Annotated in this window: 22 protein-coding genes; 11 read left to right on the top strand and 11 right to left on the bottom strand. The window is 76.5% G+C overall.

The window, feature by feature from the left end; all coding sequences use genetic code 11:
- Positions 1–36 precede the first annotated feature (36 nt).
- Positions 37–1,143: a TIGR03617 family F420-dependent LLM class oxidoreductase gene (locus H6H00_RS25080; RefSeq protein WP_185718137.1), complete on the top strand. Its 1,107-nt coding sequence runs from the start codon at positions 37–39 to the stop codon at positions 1,141–1,143.
- Positions 1,144–1,381: 238 nt separating this feature from the next.
- Here the strand turns inward: H6H00_RS25080 and H6H00_RS32475 are convergent, their stop codons facing one another.
- The gene (locus tag H6H00_RS32475; RefSeq protein ID WP_255425873.1) at positions 1,382–2,203 is read right to left on the bottom strand and encodes a maleylpyruvate isomerase N-terminal domain-containing protein; all 822 of its coding nucleotides are present in this window, start codon (positions 2,201–2,203) and stop codon (positions 1,382–1,384) included.
- Positions 2,204–2,271: 68 nt separating this feature from the next.
- On the opposite strand from H6H00_RS32475, the gene H6H00_RS25070 reads away from it, so the two are divergent.
- Together H6H00_RS25070 and H6H00_RS25065 are read left to right on the top strand one after the other, a co-directional pair.
- On the top strand, positions 2,272–3,216 hold the full coding sequence (locus tag H6H00_RS25070; protein WP_185718136.1) for a TIGR03557 family F420-dependent LLM class oxidoreductase: 945 nt from the start codon (positions 2,272–2,274) through the stop codon (positions 3,214–3,216).
- A gap of 203 nt (positions 3,217–3,419) precedes the next feature.
- Positions 3,420–3,938 (top strand): STAS domain-containing protein, encoded by a 519-nt coding sequence (locus H6H00_RS25065; RefSeq protein ID WP_185718135.1) that lies wholly within the window; start codon positions 3,420–3,422, stop codon positions 3,936–3,938.
- Between the two features lie 140 nt (positions 3,939–4,078).
- Here the strand turns inward: H6H00_RS25065 and H6H00_RS25060 are convergent, their stop codons facing one another.
- Positions 4,079–4,264 carry a hypothetical protein gene (locus tag H6H00_RS25060; RefSeq protein ID WP_255425365.1) on the bottom strand — a complete coding sequence of 62 codons (186 nt, stop codon included), beginning with the start codon at positions 4,262–4,264 and terminating at the stop codon, positions 4,079–4,081.
- 175 nt (positions 4,265–4,439) lie between these two features.
- Between H6H00_RS25060 and H6H00_RS25055 the strand changes: the two genes are divergently transcribed.
- Positions 4,440–5,186: an SDR family NAD(P)-dependent oxidoreductase gene (locus H6H00_RS25055; RefSeq protein ID WP_185718133.1), complete on the top strand. Its 747-nt coding sequence runs from the start codon at positions 4,440–4,442 to the stop codon at positions 5,184–5,186.
- Entirely contained in the window at positions 5,183–6,073 is an 891-nt protein-coding gene (locus H6H00_RS25050) for an SMP-30/gluconolactonase/LRE family protein (RefSeq protein WP_255425364.1), read from the top strand. The genes H6H00_RS25055 and H6H00_RS25050 overlap by 4 nt, the downstream gene beginning before the upstream one ends.
- Before the next feature lie 10 nt (positions 6,074–6,083).
- Here the strand turns inward: H6H00_RS25050 and H6H00_RS25045 are convergent, their stop codons facing one another.
- Together H6H00_RS25045 and H6H00_RS25040 are read right to left on the bottom strand one after the other, a co-directional pair.
- A complete protein-coding gene (locus H6H00_RS25045; protein ID WP_185718132.1) occupies positions 6,084–6,494 on the bottom strand; it encodes a VOC family protein in 411 nt (136 codons plus the stop codon).
- Between the two features lie 54 nt (positions 6,495–6,548).
- The gene (locus H6H00_RS25040; protein ID WP_185718131.1) at positions 6,549–6,872 is read right to left on the bottom strand and encodes a three-helix bundle dimerization domain-containing protein; all 324 of its coding nucleotides are present in this window, start codon (positions 6,870–6,872) and stop codon (positions 6,549–6,551) included.
- Positions 6,873–7,081: 209 nt separating this feature from the next.
- Between H6H00_RS25040 and H6H00_RS25035 the strand changes: the two genes are divergently transcribed.
- Both H6H00_RS25035 and H6H00_RS25030 read left to right on the top strand, forming a co-directional pair.
- A complete protein-coding gene (locus tag H6H00_RS25035) occupies positions 7,082–7,357 on the top strand; it encodes a DUF1918 domain-containing protein (RefSeq protein WP_185718130.1) in 276 nt (91 codons plus the stop codon).
- A gap of 41 nt (positions 7,358–7,398) precedes the next feature.
- Complete coding sequence (locus H6H00_RS25030) at positions 7,399–7,920, top strand: flavodoxin family protein (protein WP_185718129.1); 522 nt, start codon at positions 7,399–7,401, stop codon at positions 7,918–7,920.
- A 29-nt stretch (positions 7,921–7,949) separates the two neighbouring features.
- Here the strand turns inward: H6H00_RS25030 and H6H00_RS25025 are convergent, their stop codons facing one another.
- The 7 genes from H6H00_RS25025 to H6H00_RS24995 form a co-directional block, all read right to left on the bottom strand.
- Positions 7,950–9,482, bottom strand: coding sequence for a bifunctional aminoglycoside phosphotransferase/ATP-binding protein (locus H6H00_RS25025; protein WP_185718128.1), 1,533 nt, complete (start codon positions 9,480–9,482; stop codon positions 7,950–7,952).
- Positions 9,479–9,913 (bottom strand): CBS domain-containing protein, encoded by a 435-nt coding sequence (locus H6H00_RS25020; protein WP_185718127.1) that lies wholly within the window; start codon positions 9,911–9,913, stop codon positions 9,479–9,481. The genes H6H00_RS25025 and H6H00_RS25020 overlap by 4 nt, the downstream gene beginning before the upstream one ends.
- A 21-nt stretch (positions 9,914–9,934) precedes the next feature.
- Positions 9,935–13,315, bottom strand: a complete 3,381-nt coding sequence (cydD, locus tag H6H00_RS25015; RefSeq protein ID WP_185718126.1) for a thiol reductant ABC exporter subunit CydD — start codon at positions 13,313–13,315, stop codon at positions 9,935–9,937.
- Positions 13,312–14,355 carry a cytochrome d ubiquinol oxidase subunit II gene (cydB, locus tag H6H00_RS25010; RefSeq protein WP_185718125.1) on the bottom strand — a complete coding sequence of 348 codons (1,044 nt, stop codon included), beginning with the start codon at positions 14,353–14,355 and terminating at the stop codon, positions 13,312–13,314. The genes cydD and cydB overlap by 4 nt, the downstream gene beginning before the upstream one ends.
- A gap of 10 nt (positions 14,356–14,365) precedes the next feature.
- Positions 14,366–15,763 carry a cytochrome ubiquinol oxidase subunit I gene (locus H6H00_RS25005; RefSeq protein WP_185718124.1) on the bottom strand — a complete coding sequence of 466 codons (1,398 nt, stop codon included), beginning with the start codon at positions 15,761–15,763 and terminating at the stop codon, positions 14,366–14,368.
- A 133-nt stretch (positions 15,764–15,896) separates the two neighbouring features.
- Complete coding sequence (locus H6H00_RS25000) at positions 15,897–16,901, bottom strand: Acg family FMN-binding oxidoreductase (protein ID WP_185718123.1); 1,005 nt, start codon at positions 16,899–16,901, stop codon at positions 15,897–15,899.
- Positions 16,898–17,404, bottom strand: a complete 507-nt coding sequence (locus tag H6H00_RS24995; RefSeq protein WP_185718122.1) for a DUF1003 domain-containing protein — start codon at positions 17,402–17,404, stop codon at positions 16,898–16,900. The genes H6H00_RS25000 and H6H00_RS24995 overlap by 4 nt, the downstream gene beginning before the upstream one ends.
- Positions 17,405–17,667: 263 nt before the next feature.
- Here H6H00_RS24995 and H6H00_RS24990 point away from each other — a divergent pair, with 263 nt between their 5' ends.
- From H6H00_RS24990 to H6H00_RS24980, 4 genes are all read left to right on the top strand, one after another.
- Positions 17,668–17,829 carry a hypothetical protein gene (locus H6H00_RS24990; RefSeq protein WP_185718121.1) on the top strand — a complete coding sequence of 54 codons (162 nt, stop codon included), beginning with the start codon at positions 17,668–17,670 and terminating at the stop codon, positions 17,827–17,829.
- A 26-nt stretch (positions 17,830–17,855) separates the two neighbouring features.
- A complete protein-coding gene (locus H6H00_RS24985; protein WP_185718120.1) occupies positions 17,856–18,800 on the top strand; it encodes an AraC family transcriptional regulator in 945 nt (314 codons plus the stop codon).
- A 142-nt stretch (positions 18,801–18,942) separates the two neighbouring features.
- Positions 18,943–19,482 (top strand): hypothetical protein, encoded by a 540-nt coding sequence (locus H6H00_RS32470; protein ID WP_255425363.1) that lies wholly within the window; start codon positions 18,943–18,945, stop codon positions 19,480–19,482.
- Positions 19,392–20,519 carry a putative bifunctional diguanylate cyclase/phosphodiesterase gene (locus tag H6H00_RS24980; RefSeq protein WP_255425362.1) on the top strand — a complete coding sequence of 376 codons (1,128 nt, stop codon included), beginning with the start codon at positions 19,392–19,394 and terminating at the stop codon, positions 20,517–20,519. Before H6H00_RS32470 ends, H6H00_RS24980 begins: the two co-directional genes overlap by 91 nt.
- The last annotated feature ends 54 nt before the right edge of the window (positions 20,520–20,573 follow it).

Here is a 20,573-nt window from a genome sequence, read left to right as displayed (position 1 = left end):
CGGCGGGTCCGGACCGGCGTCGTGAAGGAGACCCCCGTGCGCCTCGAGACCCTGCTGCCGCTGGGCAAGGTGGATCCCGGCCTGCGCGCCCCGGACGTCCCGCTGGACGTCCACGCCGTGGCGGCGGGCGCCGCGCTGCTGGAGGAGGTCGGGTACGGCGGGCTGGTCGTCGAGGAGACCAAGGACGACCCGTTCACCCTGCTCGCGCTGGCGGCGACGTCGACCGAGCGGCTGCGGCTCGGCACCGCCGTGGCGATCGCGTTCCCGCGCAGCCCGACGGTCATGGCGATGCAGGCCTGGACGCTGCAGAAGCTGTCCCGCGGCCGGTTCACCCTCGGGCTCGGCACGCAGGTCCGGGGGCACATCCAGCGCCGCTACGGCGTCGCCTGGGCCCCGCCCGCGCCGTGGATGCGGGAGTACGTGCAGGCCGTGCGCGCGGTGTGGGACTGCTGGCAGAACGGCACCCCGCTCGACGTCCGCGGCGAGCACTACACCCTCGACCTCATGGTCCCGCTGTTCGACGCGGGCCCGATCGAGCACCCCGCCGTCCCCGTCCACCTCGCGGCGATCAACACGAACATGTGCGCGGTGGCCGGCGAGGTCGCCGACGGCGTCCGGCCGCACCCGGTGTGCACGCCGTCCTACATCGAGGAGGTCATGCTGCCCGCCGTCCGGCGCGGAGCCGCCCGCTCGGGGCGGTCCCTGGAGGAGTTCCGGGTGTGCATGAAGCCCCTGGTCGCCTCGGCCCGCACCCCCGAGGAGCTGGTGCCCAAGGTGCGCGACGCCCGCGCGCGGATCGCGTTCTACGCCTCGACGCCGGGCTACCGCGCCGCGTTCGCGCACCTCGGGCTCGGCGACCTCGCCGACGAGGCGAAGCACCTGTCGAAGGCGCAGCGCTGGGAGGACCTCCCCGCCCTGGTCGACGACGAGACCCTCGACCGGTTCGTCGTGATCGGCACCCACGACGAGATCGGGGCGAAGCTGCTCGACCGCTACCGGTCGGTGGTCACCGACGTCGAGTTCTCCATCTCGGTGCGCGACGACCAGGACCGCGAGGCGCTGCGGGACCTCGCCCGTCTCGTGCAGTCCGCCGACGACGCACCGGCGCGTGCGATGATCACCGCGGACGGGGCGGCGTCCTGACGGCGGCGCACCGCATGGCCCGGCCGGTTCCCGAGTAGGCCCGCCGCATGACGTCCTCCGGTTCGCTGACCGCGCTCGCCCTCAACTGCACCCTGACCCCCTCGCCCGCGGAGTCGAGCACGCAGCTCATGGCGGACCAGGTGCTGGCCGCGCTGGACGGGCTCGGTGTGACGGGCGGCAGCGTCCGGCTCGTCGACCTCGACGTGCGGCCCGGGGTCGAGAAGGACATTCCAGGGGCTCAACGACGACGGACTTCACGGACCTCGACGAGACGCCGGAGACCGTCAGCTCGACGATCGCGACGATGACCCGCAACGCCGTCCACCTCGCGACGTTCCTGCGGGGCGCGGCCTACCCGCCGGCCTGACTCCGCGGGCCGCGCGGCGACCTCACCCGAGCACCGGCCACGCCCCGGGTCCGGCGGGCCACGACGGCTCGTCCGGGGCGGCGTCCGCCCGGATCCGGCGAGCAGGCACACCTCGTCGCTCCACTCCGCGGGCAGGGGCGCCCCGGCCAGCGCCTCGACCGTCGCCCGGCCCAGCCGCAGCGACCCGGCGGTCGGGGACCCGAACCTGGGGTCCCCGCCCAGGTCGAGGTGGTGGACGGCGAGCTCGACGGCCCAGGTGGTGAGGAAGTCACCGGTGTCCAGGACGTGCCCCTGGAACGCCACCCGCCCCGGTGCCGCCGCGGCGACGGCGGCTCGCACCGTGTCGGCGGCCATCCGCAGGTGCTCCAGCGCGTGCCGGGGCCTGCGGTACGCCGACGAGGTGCGGCGGGTCCAGAGGATCGCGTCGACGTCGTCGTCCCCGCGGTCCGGGGGGCGGTGGTCCCGCCAGTAGGTGGCCGCGTCCTGGTCGGCGGGGCGGTCGGTGCCGGCGACGACGCCCCCCACCATCTCCTGCAGCCCCACCCGGACGTGCACCACGACGTCGACGGCCGCCCAGCCGTGGCACCGGCTCGCGGCCAGCAGGTCGATGTCGCGGGCCGCGTCGACGGCGTCGACGAAGCGGTCGAGCTGGCCGAGGAGGGCCGCGGCGCCGGTCGCGTGGTCGACGCCCAGGGCGGTACACCTGCGCCCGGCGCCGGGACGCGATGCATGCCGCGGCGCGGAGCGGGTAGTCGACGGTCGTGACGAGTTTCGGTTACTTCCTGTCCTGCGAGGAGTACGGGCCCCGGGAGCTGGTGGCGCAGGCCCGGCTCGCGGAGCAGGCCGGCTTCGAGAAGCTGTGGATCTCCGACCACTTCCACCCGTGGACCGACGAGCAGGGGCAGAGCCCGTTCGTGTGGTCGGTCATCGGGGCGCTGTCCGAGGCGGTGTCCCTGCCGGTCACCACGGCGGTGACCTGCCCGACGATGCGGATCCACCCGGCGGTCATCGCCCAGGCCGCGGCGACCGCGGCCGTGCAGCTCGACGGCCGGTTCGTCCTCGGCGTGGGCAGCGGCGAGGCGCTCAACGAGCACGTGCTCGGCGACCCGTGGCCGTCGGTCGGGCAGCGCCTGGAGATGCTGGAGGAGGCCGTCGAGCTAATCCGGCTGCTGCACCGGGGCGGGCAGGTGAGCCACCACGGCGAGCACTACGAGGTGCAGGAGGCCCGGATCTACACGCTGCCCGAGCAGCCGGTGCCGATCTACGTCTCCGGCTTCGGCCCGCAGGCCACCGAGCTGGCCGCGCGCATCGGCGACGGGTTCTGCACCGTGGCGCCCGACGCCGACCTGGTGCGCACCTACCGCGAGGCGGGCGGCCGCGGGCCGGCGCAGGGCGGGATGAAGGTGTGCTGGGCCGAGACCGAGGAGGCGGGTCTCGACACCGCGCACCGGCTGTGGGCCAACGACATGCTGCCCGGCCAGCTCGCCCAGACCCTGCCCCGCCCGCAGGACTTCGCCGACGCCGCCTCGCTCGTCCCGCGCGACGCGATGGGCTTCGCCTGCGGCCCCGACCCGGAGCGCCACGCCGCGGCCGCTCGCGAGTACGTCGACGCCGGCTTCGACGAGGTCTACGTGCAGCAGATCGGCGGCAACCACGAGGAGTTCTTCCGCACCTGGGCCGACGAGGTCCTCCCGGCCCTGCGCTGAACGCCCTCAACGACGACGGCACGCTGACCAACGAGGGGGCGTCGTCGGAGACGGCGGCGGCGCGCCGGTCCGCGGGCCGACCCGCGCGCGGGTGCGCTCCGCGCGGGGGAGCGTCGGCGGCCCGCGCATGGGAGCGGCACCCGCCGGGTACGACTGGCGTGCGGGCGACGACGGGGTCGCCCGACGACCGTGCGGAGGTCGGGATGACGTCATGGCGACCGTTCCAGGCGGCGGTGGAGTCCGTCGCACCCGGAGTCCGGGTGGTCCGGACCGCGGGTGCGCTCGACCGCGCGGCCGCCGAACGGCTGCTGCGGATCGCCGATGCGCAGATCCTGCTGCACCTGACGAAGCACGTGGCGCTGCGGCACCTGATCGTCGATCTCGCGAGCGTGATCCGCTTCGACACCGACGGGCTGGAGACGCTGCGCGCCGGGTGGGACGAGCGGGGCGACCGGGGGGTCCGGCTGCACGTCGCGGGCTGCGGGGGCCGGGTCCACCTGCTCCCGCTCGGGGTCGGCGCACTGATGCACGACCTGAGCACGTTCCCCTCGGTGGAGGTCGCAGTGGCGCACCTGTGCCCGGTCGAGGTCCCGGCGGGGATCGGGGTCCCGGTACCCCGCCCGCCGTCCGACCCGGCCGTCCGGACCCCGCCGCCGCCCGGCGGCCCGGCCCCGCTCACCCCCGGCGGCGCTCCCGCCGCGTCGCGGCCACGGCGTCGATGACGAGGGCGCGCAGGCCCCCGCCGCGCTCCACGGCCGCTCGCTGACGGGGTCGACCCGGTCCCGCGACGCAGCACGGACCCGACGAGCCGCGGACGGCGACCGGGTCCCCCGGCACCCGGACCGGGCCCGCTGCGCGCCGCTCAGGCGGCGCCGAGGAGCTCCCGGCCGGACGCGGTGAGGCGGGCCGGCCCCGGCCGCGCGGCCGTGTCGATGAGGCCGGCGCCGGTGAGGCGGGCGCCGAGGAACTGGTCGGCGCAGCAGAGGCCGTCGACGAGGAGGGTGGGTCCGGCCAGCGCGCAGCGGCCCGCGGCGACGGCGCGCAGCACGGCGCGGTCCCGGTGGGTCAGTGCCGTCGGTGCCGGTGCAGTCGGTGCAGTCGGTGCAGTCATGGTCGGGCCTCCCGTTCCGCGAGCTCCGTCGTCGTCAGGGAGGAGTACGGGGGAGGGCCGGGAGTTACACGCGGGCGCGGACGGGCGGGCCGGCAGCGGGTAGGAAGCACACATGGACGACGAGCTCAGGGACAAGGTCGTGGTCGTGACCGGCGGGAGCCGGGGCCTGGGCCGGGAGATGGTGGTCGCGTTCGCCGAGCGGGGCGCGCGCGTGGTGGTCGCGAGCCGCAAGCGGGACGCCTGCGTCGCGGTCGCGGAGGAGGTCGGGCGGCGGTTCGGGGTCGAGGCGCTGCCGGTGGCGTGCAACGTCAGCGACTGGGCGGCGTGCGACGACCTCGTCGAGACCGTCTACGACGCCTTCGGCCGGGTGGACGTGCTGGTGAACAACGCCGGTCTCTCCCCGCTCTACCCCAGCCTGGAGGAGGTCGACGAGAGCCTGTTCGACAAGGTCGTCGCGGTGAACCTGCGCGGCCCGTTCCGGCTGACCGCGCTGGTCGGCTCGCGGATGGCCCGGGGTGCGGGCGGGTCGATCGTGAACATCGGGTCGATCGAGGCGATCCGGCCGTCCCCCGCCGCGCTGCCCTACGCGGCGGCGAAGGCGGGGCTGCACGTGCTGAGCGTGGGCTTCGCGCAGGCGCTCGGGCCCTCGGTGCGGGTGAACACCGTGCAGGCCGGCCCGTTCCTGACCGACATCGCCGCGAACTGGCCCGACGGGCTCCGGGAGGACGTCGAGGGCCGGGTCGCGCTCCGGCGGTGCGCCGAGCCCGGGGAGATCGTGGGGGCGGTGCTGTACTTCGCCACGTCGGCGTCGTCGTACGCGACGGGTGCGGTCCTGCGCGTCGACGGCGGCTGGCGGTGAGCGGGGCCCGGGACGGCCGCGCCCACCGCGAGCTCACCGCGACCCCGGTGACGGGTCCGGTCGCCGAGCACGGGGAGGGACCGGTGTGGCACCGGTCCTACCGGGGGGTCCGGTGGGTCGACCTGCTCGCCGGCGACGTCCTGGAGCTCGACGGCGACGCGGTGCGCCGCACCCACGTGGGCGCGGTCGCGGCGGCGTTCCGGCCCCGGGTCGACGGCGGGACCGTGCTGGCCGACGAGCGCGGGTTCGTTCTGCTCGACGCGGACCTGCGCGTGGAACGGCGGCTCGGTGACCTGTGGACCGGGGCGGACGTGCGGATGAACGACGGCGGCTGCACCCCGGACGGCGCGTTCTGGTGCGGCTCGACGGCCTACGACGGGCGGGCGGGTGCGGGGGAGCTGTACCGGCTGGACCCGGACCTGACGGTGCGGCGGATGCTCACCGGCCTGACGATCTCCAACGGGTTCGCGACGGCGCCGGACGGGCGGACGGTCTACCACGTCGACACCCCGACCCGGCGGGTCGAGGCGTTCGATCCGGTCGGGGACCCCGCCGCCCGCCGGACCGTGGTGCGGATCCCGGACGGCGCCGGGTTCCCCGACGGGCTCACCGTCGACGCCGACGGCGGGATCTGGGTGGCCCTGTGGGGCGGGTCGGCCGTGCACCGCTACACGCCCGACGGCGTCCTCGACACCGTCGTGGCGCTGCCGGTCACCCAGGTCACGGCCTGCGCGTTCGGCGGCCCGGACCTGGACCGGCTCTACGTCACCACGTCCGCGCTGGGGCTCGACGCGCGAGCCCGCGCGGCCCAGCCGTCGGCCGGGGCGCTGTTCGTGGTCGAGCCGGGGTTCCGCGGCCGGCCGGTACTGGAGTTCGGCCGGTCCTGACGTCCCCGGGTCAGGACCCGCCCAGGATGTTGACCATCCAGCCGACGCCGAAGCGGTCGGTGCACATGCCGAAGGTGTCGCCCCACGGCGCCTTCTCCAGCGGGACGGTGACGCTGCCGCCGTCGGTCAGCCCGTCCCAGTAGCCGCGCAGGGTCGGTTCGTCGTCGCCGCTGAGGGAGACGGTGCCGTTGGCGCTCACCTCCATGGAGGCGGGCAGGTCCGCGGCCATCAGCGTCAGGCCGGTGCCGGTGACGATCTGGGAGTGCATGACCTTGTGCTGCTCGGCCTCGTCCAGGCCCATGCCGCCGGCCTCGGCGAAGGTGGTGACGGTGAGGTCGCCGCCGAAGACGGAGGCGTAGAAGGTCATGACGTCGCGGGTTCCGTCGCGGAAGTTCAGGTAGGGGTTGAGCGTGACGGACACGGGGGCTCCTCCGGGCTGCCGGGACCGGCTGCGGCGCGAGCCGGGTGGGCGATGCTAGACCTCCCCGGCGCGACGCGGTGCGCTCCGCCGCGGGACCGGCGGCTCTCCCGCGGCGTCCCGGGCCCGCTGCAGGGTCCGGCGGAGGTCGCGCTCGATCAGCACCGGCAGGTAGGTGATCACCCTGGGCGACCCGAAGCCCGCCCGTGCCTGACGCACCTGCTCCCGCACCGACTCGGCGCGGGCCCCGCCGTCCGCGGCGAACTCCCGGCACAGGCGGTCGGCCACCCCGACCAGCTGGTGGGCCACGACGTCGGCGGGCGAGGGGGCCGGGTCGGCGCCGGCGGGCGCGCCGCACGCGCCCGGTGGGGACTCCGGCATCCGTGACCTCCCGTGTCCGTGGGCCTCGGTGCGGAGCCTGTCCCGGCGGGCCCCCGGCGCGGTAGGGGAGAACGTCCCGGGCGTCGGGCCGGCGGGCCCGTCGGGGGCGGGTCCGGTCCGGGGAGGACCTCCGGCCCGCCCCGTCGGGACCTGCGACGCTCCCGCACGGGTGCGGTCGTGCGCGAGCGTGGTCGTCCGGAGGTGACGTCATGTCCGAACGGACCACGACCCACGACGGCGACTGGCTGGTGGTGCCGCTGCCGCCGCTGGAACGGGGCTGGCGCTGGGCCCGGATCGTCGAGCAGCTCGCCGGTGCCGGACCCGCCCGCTTCCGGGTGCGCTGGGTGGGCAACGACCGGGACTCGGTGGTGGTGCCCCCCGACGGGTACCGCATCGAGAGCGCCGCGGAGTGGCCGGAGCCGCCGTCGAGCGCGATCGGCCTGTGGCCGCACCCCGCCGACGACCCGGTCCCGGATCCGTCGTGAGCGGCGTCGCTCCACCGCAGGAACCGATGGAGGAGGACGGCATGGACGCGCTCGTGGTCGTGGAGTCGATGTTCGGCAACACCCGCCGGATCGCCGAGGCGGTGGCGCTCGGGTTGGGGGACCGCGTGCACGCCCGGGTGCTGGAGGTCGGTGACCCGGAGGCGGCCCGGGCGGCGGCCGTCGCCGACCTGCTCGTCGTCGGCGGGCCGACCCACGCGTTCGGGATGTCGCGCCCGGCGACGCGGCGCTCGGCCGCCGAGCAGGGCGCACCCGCCGTGGAGGTGGGGCTGCGCGAGTGGCTCGCCGACCTCGCCCCGGCCGGGCCGGGGCGCACCGCGGCCGCCTTCGACACCCGGGCCGACCGCCCGCGGCTGCCCGGGTCGGCGGCGTCGGCCGCGGCCCGCAGGCTGCGCCGGTCCGGCTACGCCGTGGTGGCCCGCCCCGCGTCGTTCCGGGTGACCGGGACGACGGGTCCGCTGGTGGCGGGGGAGGAGGAGCGCGCCCGCGTGTGGGGCGTGAACCTCGTGGCCCGCCTGGTGCTGCGGGCGGCCGACCGCGGCTGACCGCCGCACCCCGCCGGGCACCGCGCCGCTCAGCCGGGCACCGCGACAGGTCCGGCCGGTCGCGGTGCCCGCGCGGGTGCGGCGCTCCAGGCCCGCTCCGCGACGGCCAGTGCGGCCGCGGGGGTGGTGCCGGTCGGGACCGGGCAGGCCTGCGGCCACGGGTCCGCCGCGGCGGCCATCTCCCGGGCGACGGCCGCGGTGGCGTCCGACCCGGTGGGCGCGCGCCCGGCGATCCGGTGCTCGGCGACGGCGCTGTCCACCTGGCAGTGCAGGGCGACCAGGTCGCTGCCGGTGCGGCGGGCCACGTCGGCGGCGGCGGCCCGCAGCCCGGCGTCGGTCCACGAGGCGTCGAGCACCACCGACTCGCCCCGGGCCAGCAGCATCGCGGCGCGGCGCAGCAGCTCCGCGTAGGTCGCCGCCGTGTGGGCCGCGGTGTAGAGCCCCTGGCGGAACGGGGCACCGGCCGGGTCGGCGGGGTCGATCCCGGCGAGCTCCTTGCGGACCCGGTCCGCGCCGAGCAGCACGGCTCCGAACCGGTCGGCCAGCCCCCCGCCCAGGGTCGACTTGCCGGTGCCGGGCAGCCCGCCGACCAGGGCCAGCCGCACCGCCCCCCGCTCGAGGTGGCGCAGGGCGAGCCCGGCGTGCTGCACGGCGTCGGCGGCCGCGGCGGGGTCGCCCTGCCCGCGGCGCAGGCACGCGACCTTGGCCCGGACGACGGCGCGGTAGGCGATGTAGTGGTGGCGCAGCGCCGCGGGCGCGGGGTCGCCGGAGAACTCGACGTAGGCGTCGAGGAAGTCGGTGGCGAGGTCGGGACGGCCGAGGCGTTCGAGATCCATCGCCAGGAACGCGACGTCGTCGAGGCCGTCGACGTGGCGCAGGTGGTCGTCGAACTCCAGGCAGTCCAGGGCGCGGGGGCCGTCGTCGAGGCAGAACACGTCGGCGGCGGTCAGGTCGCCGTGCCCGTCGACGACGCGGTCGTGGGCGATGCGGTCGGTGAACAGCGGGCCGCGGCCGTCGAGGAACCGGGTCGCGAGCCGCTCCAGCGCCCCGACCACGGCCGGGTCGAGGACGGGGCCCGCGTACGGGGCCAGCGCGTCGAAGGTGGACCGCCACCGGGCGGCCAGCGCGTCGCGGGTGCCGTCGGCGGTCACCGGGTCGCCGCGCTCGGCCCCGGCGTGGAAGCGGGCCATCGTCCGGGCCAGCGCGCGCAGGTCCGCGGAGACCGGCGCGCCGGTCGTGACGAGGGTGGCGAGGCGACGGTCGTCGGGCATCCGGCGCATGACGACCACCGGCTCGGTCGGCCCGCCGTGCGCGACGGGCCGACCGTCGGGGTCCGCCGGCCGCAGCAGCTCGCTGATGCCGAGGTAGACGTCGGGGGCGAGCCTGCGGTTGAGCTCGAGCTCCCGGCGGCACGCGGCGCGCCTGCGGTCCGCGGTGCGGAAGTCGAGGAAGTCGTTGTGCACGGCCTTCTTGATCTTGTACGCGCGGTCACCGACGAGGAACACGATGCCGACGTGGGTCTCCCGGACGGAAGGGTCGTAGGCGGCCGGCCCGGCGCTCACCGGGGCGTCCGTCCCGCCGCGAGCGAGCGGATCAGGTCGGTGGCGGTGACGATCCCCAGCAGGCGCTCGCCGTCGGTGACCAGGACGGCGTCGACGCCCTCCGCGTGCATGCGCCGGGCCGCGTCCGACAGCCGCGCGGTGGGCTCCAGCGCCGGGGCGAGCCGGCACAGCGCGCCGACGCGGGGTGCGGGCACCCCGGGCTCGGGCCGGACGCCGGCGAGCAGCCGGGCCACGTCGGTCTCCAGCAGCACGCCGAGGCAGTGCGTCCCGTCGATGACCGGGAGGTGCCGCACACCGTGCGCGGCCATCAGGCGCAGGGCGACGGCCAGGTCGGCGTCGGGGGTGATGGCGACGATCCGGTGCGTCATCAGGGCGGTGACGGGCGGGTCGTCGTCGAGGGTCTCGGGCGGTGCGGCGATCCGGGGGGTCATGGGGTCTCCTCGTCGGGTGGGTCAGGTCGCGGGGACGAGCGGCTCGGCGTCGAGCCGCACCCGGGGCAGGTCCGGGGTCTGCTCGGGCCGGTGGGTCACGATCAGCGCCGTCCGCCCCGCGGTGGCGGCGAGCAGCTCGGCGGCCAGCGCGTCGGCGGTGGCGGCGTCGAGGTGGGCGGTGGGCTCGTCGAGGACGAGGACGTGGCGCTTGGCCAGCAGGGCCCGCGCCACGCCGATGCGCTGGCGCTCACCGCCGGACACCGTGCCGCCGTGCTCGCCGACCGCGGTGTCCAGCCCGTCGGGCAGCCCGGCGAGCCAGTCGCCGAGCCGGGCCCGGTCGAGCGCGTCGCGGATCCGGTCGTCGCAGGCGCCGGGGGAGGCGACGGCGAGGTTGGCGCGCAGCGTGCTGTCGAACAGGTGGGTCCGGGCGCCGCACCAGGCGATGCCGTCGCGGACCCGGTCCCCGGTCAGCTCGTGCACGTCGCGACCGTCGGCGCGCAGCGTGCCCGCGCTCGGGTCCAGGGTGCGCAGCAGGGCGGCGACCACGCTGGACTTGCCCGACCCGGACGGCCCGGTCAGCGCCAGCCGCGTGCCGGGCGGCAGGGCCAGGTCGACGCCGGCGACGGCGTCGGCGACGGCCCCGGGCCAGCGGACGGCGAGGCCGTCGGCGGTGAACCCCGACGGAGCCGCACCGCCGGGCGCGTCCGTGGGATCGGTGACGACGGGGGGCCGGGACTCGAGCTCGGCGAGGCGCCGGGCCGCGGGCAGCGCGGTGAGCAGCCGGACCGCGGCGTCGGGCAGCCCGGCGACGACGTCGGCCAGCGCGAGCGGGGTCAGGGCCAGCACCGCCAGCGCGGGCCCGGGCAGCGTGCCGGCCCGGACCGCCGCGATGCCGACGGCCGTGGCCGCCACCGAGGTGGCCCCGATCGCCAGCACGGCGAGCCCGGCCCCGACGCCGCGGGCGGTGGCGGCGCGGCGCAGCAGGACCGCGAGCCGGGTGTCGGTGTCGGCGAGCCGGTCGCGGAAGCGCGGCGCCGCACCGAAGGCGATCAGGTCCGGTGCGGCCTCGACGATCTCGACGGTGCGGGCCAGCACCTCGCCGCGGGCGGCGGCGGTCCGTCGCTCGGTGCGGTGCGCGGCCCACGCGGTCGCGGCGGGGGCGAGGACCCCGGCGACGAGCAGGCCGACCGCGACGACCGCCCCGGCGGCCGGCAGCAGCAGCCCGATCCCGCCGGCGGTGCCCAGGCCCACCGCCGCGGCGGCGGCCGCGGGCAGCAGGGCCCGCACCAGCAGGTCCTGCTGGGCGTCGACGTCGGCGATCAGGCGGGACAGCAGCTCCCCGCGGCGCAGCCGCGCGGTGGCCGCCGGCCCGAGCCGCACCAGCGCCGCCCAGATCCGCACCCGCAGCGCGCTCGACGCGCGCAGCGCGGCGTCGTGCGAGACGAGCCGCTCGGCGTAGCGCAGCACGCCCTTGCCCAGCCCGAACGCGCGGACGGCGACGATGGCGACCAGCAGCGTCAGCACCGGGGGGTGCAGGGCCGCGGTGGAGATGAGCCACGCCGAGGTGGCGGTCAGCGCCACCCCGCAGCCCAGCGCCAGCGCGCCGAGCGCGGCGGCGAGCGCCAGCCGCCCGCGCTCGGCCCGCGCGGCGGACAGGGACCACCGCAGGGCGCCCCGGACCGGGGTGGGTGCGGGGCCCGGCCGCGGCCCCGCGGGGGCGGTCGGTGCCGCGGCCGGGATCGGTGGGGGGAGCGGGGCGGGGACCGGCACCCGCCGGCGGGCGTGCCCCGGCCCGTCGACGGTGTGGACCCGGTCGCACACGGCGAGCAGGTCGGGCCGGTGGCTGACGAGGACGACGGTCCGGCCGGCGGCGATCGCGGGCAGGGCGGCGGTGATCGCGGCCTCGGTGTCGGCGTCGACGCCCTCGGTCGGTTCGTCGAGCAGCAGCAGGGGGCGGTCGGCGAGCAGGGCGCGGGCGAGCGCGACCCGGCGCTGCTGCCCGGTGGACAGCCCCGTGCCGTCCTCCCCGACCGCGGTGTCGAGCGCGAGGTCCAGGGCGGCGGCGGCCGCGGCGGCCGCGACGGCGGGACCGGGCGCGTCGGGCACACCGAGGCGGATGTTGTCGGCGACGGTCCCGGCCACCAGGACCGGGCGCTGGGGGACCCAGGCGACGCGGCGCGACCAGGCGACGGGGTCGACGTCGGCGAGGTCGACACCGCCGACGGTGACCCGGCCGCGGTCGGGTCGGCGCAGCCCGAGCAGCAGGTCGACCAGCGTCGACTTGCCCGAGCCGCTCGGCCCCGACACCCCCAGGACGGTCCCGGGCTCCACCAGGAGGTCCAGCCCGTCGAGCACCCGTCCGCCGCGGCCCTCCACGACCACCCCGTCGAGCCGGACGGGCACGCGCGACGGGTCGGGTGCGGGCCGGCGCTCGCCGGACCCGCTCACCGGTGTCTCCAACACGGCGAACACCTCGGCGGCGGCGGCGAGGCCCTCCGCGGAGTCGTGGAAGCGGGCCCCGACCGCGCGCAGCGGCAGGTACACCTCGGGGACCAGGACGAGGACCACGAGCGCGGTGCGGAGGTCGAGCCGGCCGTCCACCAGCCGCAGCCCGATCGCGACGGCGACCAGCGCCACCGACAGCGTGGCCAGCAGCTCGAGCACGAGCGCGGAGAGGAACGCGACGCGCAGGGTGCGCAGGGTGGCCCGCCGGTAAGACTCGGCCAGGTCGCGCAGGCGCCCGGACTGGTGGCGGGCGCGGCCGAACGCCACGAGCACGTCCATCCCGGCGACGAGGTCGAGGAAGTGGTGGCCGAGCACGGCCAGCGTGCGCCACTGCCGGCGCGTGGAGCGCTCGGTGTGCAGCCCGACGAGGATCATGAAGATCGGGATCAGCGGGACGGTGAGGCCGACGATCAGCCCGGACAGCGGATCGGCGAACAGGATGCGCCCGGCCACGGCGGCGGGCACCACGGCGGCGACGAGCAGGGTCGGCAGGTACCGGCCGAAGTAGCCGTCCAGGCCGTCGAGTCCGCGGGTGGCCAGGGTCGCCAGCTCGCCGCCGGGGGGCAGGCCGGGGTGGCGCGGGCCCAGCTCCAGCGCGTGGCCGACGAGCCGGGCGCGCAGCTGGCGGACGACGTCGGTCGAGGCGCGGTGCGCGGCCACCTCCCCGGCCCAGGCGAGCACGGCGCGGGCGGTGACCGCGGCGAGCAGGCCCAGCAGCAGCGGGACCGCCGCGTCGATCCCGGTGCCGCCGAGGAAGGCGCCCTCGACGGCGCGGGCGAGCAGCTCGGCCGACCCGAGCACCAGGCCCGCGGTCGCCACCGCGAGCCCGGCGGCCAGCACGACGTAGCGCCGGGCCGCCGAGGCGTGCCGCAGCAACCGCGGGTCCAGTGGCTTCATCGGACGGGCTCGTCCGTCCGGTCGGTGCGGGCGGGCAGCCCGGCCGCGGCGGGGATGTCGGCCGCGCCGAGGCGGCGGCGGAACACCCAGAACGTCCAGGCCTGGTAGGCCACGACGACCGGGGTGAACACCACCGCGACCCAGGTCATGATCGTCAGCGTGTAGGGCGTCGACGCGGCGTTGGTGGTGTTCAGGCCGAACGCGGGGTCGGTGGTCGACGGAAGCACCTCGGGGTACAGGGCGCCGAACAGCGTCACCGTCACCGCGACGATCGCGGTCGCGGTGAGCAGGAACGCCCACCCCTCGCGGCCGCGGGCGTTCAGGACGACGGTGCCGATCAGCGCGCCTGCGGCGACGAGCACCGGCACGGCGGTCCAGAGCCGGTCGTGGGCGAGGAAGGTCCAGACGAGGAAGCCGCCGCCGGTCACGATGGCGGCCACCCCCAGGCCCCTGGCCAGCCCGGCGGCGCGCACCCGCACGTCACCGGTGGTCTTCAGGGCGAGGAACACCGCGCCGTGCAGCGCGAACAGGCTCAGCGTGGCCAGCCCGCCGAGCAGTGCGTAGGGGTTGAGCAGCGTCAGCACCGTGCCGGTGAACTCGTGGTCGGCGTCGAGCGGCACACCCTGCACGACGTTGGCGAACGCCACGCCCCACAGCAGGGCGGGCAGCGCCGAGCCCACGACGATCGCGCGGTCCCAGTTGCGCCGCCACCGCGGGCTGTCGATCTTGCCGCGGAACTCGAAGGCGACACCCCGGACGATGAGCGCGACGAGGATGAGCAGCAGCGGCAGGTAGAAGCCGGAGAACAGGCTGGCGTACCACTCGGGGAACGCGGCGAAGGTGGCCCCGCCCGCGACGAGCAGCCACACCTCGTTGCCGTCCCAGACCGGGCCGATCGTGTTGATCGCGACCCGGCGGTCGGTCTCCGTGCGCCCGACCGCCGGCAGCAGCATCCCGACGCCGAAGTCGAACCCGTCGAGGACGAAGTAGCCGGTCCAGAGCACGGCGATGAGCAGGAACCAGATGTCCGTGAGCTCCATGGCGGGTCCCTCAGTAGGCCACGGCCAGCGGCCGCGGCTCGTCGGATGCGGTGGGGGTGGCGGCGCCGGCCGGCGGGGGACCGGCCTTGGCGTAGCGGACCATCAGATAGCCCTCGACGACCGCGAGCGCCCCGTAGAGCAGGGTGAGGACGACCAGCGAGGTGAGCACCAGCGGCGTGCCCACCGACGGGGAGACGCCGTCGGCGGTGCGCAGGACGCCGTACACGGCCCAGGGCTGGCGGCCCATCTCGGTGAAGATCCAGCCCGTGCTGTTCGCCGCGAACGGCAGCACCAGCCCGGCCAGCGCGGCGGTGTGGAACCAGCGCGGCAGCGCACGGCGCGCCCGGCGGCGGGTCAGCCACAGCCCGGCCACCGACAGCAGCCCGGCCAGCAGCCCGAAGCCGATCATGAGCCGGAACGTCCAGTAGGTCGCCGGGATGTTCGGGGTGTAGTCACCGGGCCCGTAGGCCTGCTCGGCCGCGGCCTGCAGGTCGTTGATGCCCTCGACGCGGCCGTCGAACGAGCCGGTGGCCATGAACGACAGGATCCGGGGCACCCGCAGGCTCCAGACCTCCTGCGAGCCGTCCAGCGAGCCGATCGTCACCAGCGAGAACGAGGCGGGCGCGACGGTGTCGTAGAGCGCCTCGGCCGCCGCCATCTTCATCGGCTGCTGCTCGGTCATCAGCCGGGCCTGCAGGTCGCCGGTGACGACGACGCCGAGGCTCGCGATCAGCACGGTGACCAGCGCGAGCCGCATCGAGGGGCGGAAGACCTCGGTGTGCTGCCCGCGGGCGAGGTGCCAGGCGCTGATGGCGAGCACGAACATGCCGGCGGTGACGAAGCAGGCGGTGATCGTGTGCAGGAACGCGCCGACCGCGGTGGAGTTCGTGAGGACGGCGCCGAAGTCCACGAGCTCGGCGCGGCCCCGCTCGGTGTTGACGACCGACCCGACCGGGTGCTGCATCCAGGAGTTCGCGGCGAGGATGAAGTACGCGGAGAGCACGGTGCCGATCGAGGCGAGCCAGATGCAGGCCAGGTGCAGCCGCTTCGGGAGCCGGTCCCAGCCGAAGATCCACAGCCCGAGGAACGTGGACTCCAGGAAGAACGCGAGCAGGCCCTCGACGGCCAGCGGGGCGCCGAAGACGTCCCCGACGTAGCGGCTGTAGTCGCTCCAGTTCATCCCGAACTGGAACTCCTGGACGATCCCGGTCACCACGCCGAGGGCGAAGTTGATCAGCAGCAGCTTGCCCCAGAACTTCGTCATGCGCAGGTAGCGCTCGTCGTCGGTGCGGTACCAGGCCGTCTGCATCCCGGCGACGAGGACCGACAGGCCGATCGTCAGCGGCACGAACAGGAAGTGGTACACGGTCACGATCGCGAACTGCCATCGTGCGAGATCGAGGTTCATCGTTCCTCCGCGGACGTCGTGCCGGTCCTCCGGCTCGCGTCGAGCCTCGTCCGGGCACCCACCGCCGCGGGAGGGTCGAAGGGCCCTGCACCGGAGGCCGCCGGTCCCGTCGTGATCACGGGGCCGGCCGGTCTCAGGTCAGGTGCGACGGCTCGGCGACGACCAGGTCGGAGACGGCGAGCCGGGGCGTGGCCGCGACCGGCCAGCCGTGCCCGATGCGCAGGACGACCTGCGGGGGCCGGGTGGAGCCGATGAGCATGCGCAGCTGGTCGCGGGGGCCGGGCACCTCGACGATCTGGGACAGGAAGGACGCGGCCAGCCCCTCGACCGTCGCCGCGAGCAGGACCCGCTGCAGCGCCTGCCCGGCCTGCACCTCGGCCCGCCGCCCGGTCAGGTGGGAGGTGAGGACGGCGATGACCGGGTCCTGCTCGAAGTCCTTGCCCGGGACGCGCTCGGGGGCGGTGCCCGCGGTGAAGTCCCGCATGACCCAGCGGTCCTGGGGCGCGGGCTGGGGTCCCCCGGACGCGGCGGGGACGCCGTCGCGGCGGTCCGGCGCGGTCCCGGTCCAGCTGCGCAGCTCGGCGGTGAACGCGGGATCGGCGATCTGCCGCTCGTGGGCGAGCGCGGCGAGCCGCCGGATCCGGGCGCGCTGGTCCGGGTCGTCGACGACGTGCAGCCACGCGCCCTCGTCGAGGGCGGCGCGGCGCAGGGCGTGCAGCTCCTGCGGGGTGACGGCGGCGTCGGTGAAGGGATGGCGGTTGGTGCGCCGCAGCGGGACCGCCCGCAGCAGGCGCTGCTCCTCCGGCGTGGCCGGCCGGGTGCCGCCGTGGCGGACCGCGGCGACGAGGTCCGGCCGGGCCGGGTCGGGGAACAGCGTGACGATCGGGCGGATCCCGTGGCCGTGCAGGGCCAGGCACAGGGTGAACAACGCGGCCCCGCAGGCGATCCGCTGCTCCCGGTCGTCGGGGTCGACCACCGGGAGGCGGCGTTCCGGGTCGGCGTACAGCTCGATGACGTCGGTCCGCAGCCGGAAGCGCCACGGCTGCGCGTTGTGCAGGGACGGCGCCCGCCCCGCGGTCTCGAGGACGTGCTCCACCTGCTCGGCGGTGAGTCCGAGCGTCGAGGTGAGGTCGGTCATGGTCGTGGCACCCCCGGGTTCGGTCCGTTGCGACCCGCAGCGGCGTCCCCCGACGGTTCCGTGGGCGCCGCCGTTCCGATACGGGCGAACGGCTCCTCCGACGGGGTCGGCCGGTCGTCGAGCAGGCGGCGGTGCAGCTCCGCGGTGAGGACGTGGATCGCCCGGGTGATGTCGGTGTTGGTCCTCAGCTCGAGCTCCTGTTCGACGAAGTCGTGCGTGGCCTTGGCCTGCTGGAACGCCGCCTGCCGGTTCTGGCCGATCATGACGAACGTCGAGAGGAAGATCGCCTCGAGCGACACGACCAGGGTCAGGGTCGGCCACGGGCTGGACTCGACGAGCAGCATCCAGACGGCGAACACCGCCGTGTGCAGGTAGACGAACGGCATCGACCCGGCGAACGCCGTGATGCCGTCGGCCACCCGCAGCTGCAGGTGGGCGGCGCGGTGCGCCCGCTGGGCGGCCACCACCGGGTGGGGCCCCCACCCGGACCGCGACGCGGTCATCGTCGCCGGCGCGGCATCATCCGGACCTCCGCTCGCGGGCCGCCCGGTGCGCCCCGAGCGCACCACGATCAGCGCCGTGGCGGGCCGCCGGCAGGGCCGGAAGTCCCGACTCCCGGGTGCGAACGGCCGCGGTCCGGTCCACCCCTGTGGGACGACGATTCGCCCGATTCGCGTGTGAGTGCAACTTCTCCAGGGATGAGTAACGTCGAGGACGCCCTCGGCGAGTGAGGGTCGAGTCCGGCCGTGGGAGGAGCGGTTCGTCGATGTCCGGAGAGAGCTCGCGCGCGATGCTCGACGTCACCGGCACGCCGCGCAGCGGCAGCGCGGCGACGACGGCGGTCGCAGGCGCCGTCGACCGTGCCGCGGTGCAGCGGCCGACCCGCCTCCCGGCCGGTCCGCGCGCGGCCGTCGTGGGTGCGTCCTGAACGGCTCGGCCGGCGGCATCCGCCGGATGAGCCTGTCGACGGCGGACCCGGAGGAGGCGCACGACCACATCCGCGCCGCCTACGCCGACCACACCGTGCGGCTGAGCGGGAGCCCGGAGCGGTTCCGCTTCCGGCACGAGCTCGCCGACGCCGGGGCGTTCGGGGTCGCGCGCTACCACCACAGCATGGCCTGCAGCGTCCGGGTGGACTCGCTGGGATTCCTGCTGGTCGGCCAGATGGTCGGTGGCCGGTTGCGGGTCCGCAGCGGCCACGACGAGCTGCGCCCCGCCCCGGGGGAGGTCATCCTGTTCGCGCCGTCGGGGCGGATGACGGTGGAGTGGGAGGACTTCCGGGCCGGCCTCGTGCGGCTGGACCAGTCCGTGGTGGACCGCGTCGCGGCCGAGATCTTCGGCCCCGCCGCCCCGGCGACGGTGCGGTTCACGCAGGCCGCGGCGGTGTCGGCCGAGCACGCGCGGCACTGGCGCGGGCTCGTGCGCTACCTGCACCGGGAGGTGCTGGGCAACCCCTCGGCCGCCGACAGCCCCCTGGTCCGCGCCCAGGCCCTGCGGTTGCTGGCCGCCGCCGCACTGGAGACGTTCCCGAACTCCGCCACGTCCGTCGCGCCGGAGACGGCGGGGGAGGTCGGGGCGAACGCGGTCCGCCGCGCGCTGGCCTACATCGACGAGCAGGCGGGGGAGCCGATCGGCCTCGTCGACATCGCCGGGGCCGCCCGCGTGAGCCCCCGGGCGCTGCAGGTGGCGTTCCGGCGCCACCTCGGGACGACACCCGTCCAGTACCTGACGGAGGTGCGGCTCGGCCGGGCCCACTGCGACCTCGTCGCCGCCGACCCCACGACCGGGGTCACCGTCGCCCGGATCGCCGCGCGGTGGGGCTTCGCCCACCACGGCCGCTTCGCCGCCCGCTACCGGGCCCGGTTCGGGGTCCCCCCGGGCCGTTCCCTCGCCGAATGACCGTGCCGTCCGTCCACCCACGGTCGAGCGGTCGTCCGATCCGCGACGGGTCCGGACCCCCGCGGGCCCGTGCCCGACCCGTTCCGGACGGCCCGCCCCGGCCGTCCCGACCCGTCCCGCCCCGCCCCGAGGAGCAGCCCGGATGACCACGACACCCTCCCTCCCCGCGCCGACGAGCCGCCACGCCGCGCGCGTGGCGCCGCAGCGGGCGGACGGGCCCCACCCGGTGGCCGCGGGGCCCGGTCCCGCGGCACCCGCCGACCCGTCGCTCGGCCGCACCGGCGCCCGCTTCCACGGAGGGGCCGCACCGGCGGCCGCGCAGCGGGCCGGGGCGCCCACCCGTGCCGCGGCGGACCTCCCGGTCGTGCTGCGCGGCTACGACCGCGGCCGCGTCGACGCCCTCCTCCGCGCCCGCGCCGCCCGCGAGGAGGAGCTCCGCACCGCGCTCGAGCTCGCCGAACGACGGCGGGCCGAGGCCGTCGCCCACGCCGAGGCGACGCAGGCCGAGAACGACTCCCTGCGGGCCGCCGCTGCGACCTCGACGGGTTCAAGCGCGTCAACGACACCGAGGGCCACGCCGCGGGCGACGCCGTGCTGGTCGAGGTCGCGCACCGGTTGCGGGCGGTGGTGCGCGGGTCCGAGACCGTGGCCCGGGTGGGGGGCGACGAGTTCGTGGTCGTGATCGAGGCGCCGCGGGCCGGTCCCGGGCGCAGCGGCACGCCCCGGCAGGTGGCGGAGCAGCTCGCCGACCGGATCCGCGAGGAGCTGTCCGAGCCGGTCCGGTACGGCCCCACCGCCCACTCGGTGTCGGTGAGCATCGGCATGATCGCCGCGGTGCCGGGTCGGGCGGCCGAGGACGTGCTGCGCGACGCCGACATCGCGATGTACCGGGCGAAGGAGCGCGGACGCAACCGCGTCGAGGTGTTCGACGACCTGCTCCGCGCCGACCTCGTCGAGCGCGGCCGGATCGAGCACCTGCTCCGCTCCGCGCTGGCCGGGACGGGGGCGGCCGCCCTCTCGGTCGACTACCAGCCGGTGCACGACCTGGACACCGGCGCCGTGGTGGGTTTCGAGGCGCTGGCCCGGCTGTGCGACGCCCGCGGCGGGTCCGTCGACCCGGCGGTCTTCGTCGAGGTCGCCGAGAGCACCGGGCTGATCACCGCGCTGGGGGCGGCCGTGCTCGACGCCGCGCTCGCCGCGCTGGTGCGCCGCCGCGCCCGGTTCCCGCGGGAGCGGGCGTGGATGTCGGTGAACCTCAGCGCCCGGCAGGTGCAGCACGGCGACATCGCCACGACGATCGGCCGGGCACTGGACCAGCACGGTCTGCGGCCGGGCGACCTCACCCTCGAGCTCACCGAGTCGGTGCTGCTCGCGGCGGGGTCCTCGGCGATCCGCCAGCTCGCGGAGCTGCACGAGTCCGGCGTCGGCATCGCGATCGACGACTTCGGCACCGGCTACGCGAGCCTGTCCTACCTGGTGGCGCTCCCCGTCACGGTCGTCAAGATCGACCGGTCGTTCACGGCGGGGATGGCGAGCGACCCGGCCAGCGCCACCATCGTCGCGGCGATCGCGCGGCTGTCGGAGGAGCTCGGCCTGGGGTGCGTCGTGGAGGGGATCGAGTCCCGCCGTCAGCTCGACGCCCTGCCCGCGGGGCTGCTCGGGCAGGGCTTCCTGCTGGGCCGCCCCGGGCCGGAGCCGTGCTCGGACTGGACGCGCTGACGCGTCGGGACCGGGGGTACCCTGCAGCGGCGTCGGGAGCGTGGGCGGACCCGG

Source organism: Pseudonocardia petroleophila (assembly GCF_014235185.1).
GTDB classification, from domain to species: domain Bacteria; phylum Actinomycetota; class Actinomycetes; order Mycobacteriales; family Pseudonocardiaceae; genus Pseudonocardia; species Pseudonocardia petroleophila.
This window is presented reverse-complemented; position numbering and strand designations above follow the sequence as displayed.

Coding starts and splice junctions, on each gene's coding strand:
- H6H00_RS25055 (WP_185718133.1), top strand. CDS start 4,440: ATGGACGACGAGCTCAGGGACAAGGTCGTGGTCGTGACCGGCGGGAGC.
- H6H00_RS25005 (WP_185718124.1), bottom strand. CDS start 15,763: ATGAACCTCGATCTCGCACGATGGCAGTTCGCGATCGTGACCGTGTAC.
- H6H00_RS24995 (WP_185718122.1), bottom strand. CDS start 17,404: ATGACCGCGTCGCGGTCCGGGTGGGGGCCCCACCCGGTGGTGGCCGCC.
- H6H00_RS25020 (WP_185718127.1), bottom strand. CDS start 9,913: ATGACCCCCCGGATCGCCGCACCGCCCGAGACCCTCGACGACGACCCG.
- H6H00_RS24985 (WP_185718120.1), top strand. CDS start 17,856: ATGAGCCTGTCGACGGCGGACCCGGAGGAGGCGCACGACCACATCCGC.
- H6H00_RS25040 (WP_185718131.1), bottom strand. CDS start 6,872: ATGCCGGAGTCCCCACCGGGCGCGTGCGGCGCGCCCGCCGGCGCCGAC.
- H6H00_RS25030 (WP_185718129.1), top strand. CDS start 7,399: ATGGACGCGCTCGTGGTCGTGGAGTCGATGTTCGGCAACACCCGCCGG.
- H6H00_RS25065 (WP_185718135.1), top strand. CDS start 3,420: ATGACGTCATGGCGACCGTTCCAGGCGGCGGTGGAGTCCGTCGCACCC.
- H6H00_RS32470 (WP_255425363.1), top strand. CDS start 18,943: ATGACCACGACACCCTCCCTCCCCGCGCCGACGAGCCGCCACGCCGCG.
- H6H00_RS24990 (WP_185718121.1), top strand. CDS start 17,668: ATGTCCGGAGAGAGCTCGCGCGCGATGCTCGACGTCACCGGCACGCCG.
- cydB (WP_185718125.1), bottom strand. CDS start 14,355: ATGGAGCTCACGGACATCTGGTTCCTGCTCATCGCCGTGCTCTGGACC.
- cydD (WP_185718126.1), bottom strand. CDS start 13,315: ATGAAGCCACTGGACCCGCGGTTGCTGCGGCACGCCTCGGCGGCCCGG.
- H6H00_RS25000 (WP_185718123.1), bottom strand. CDS start 16,901: ATGACCGACCTCACCTCGACGCTCGGACTCACCGCCGAGCAGGTGGAG.
- H6H00_RS25035 (WP_185718130.1), top strand. CDS start 7,082: ATGTCCGAACGGACCACGACCCACGACGGCGACTGGCTGGTGGTGCCG.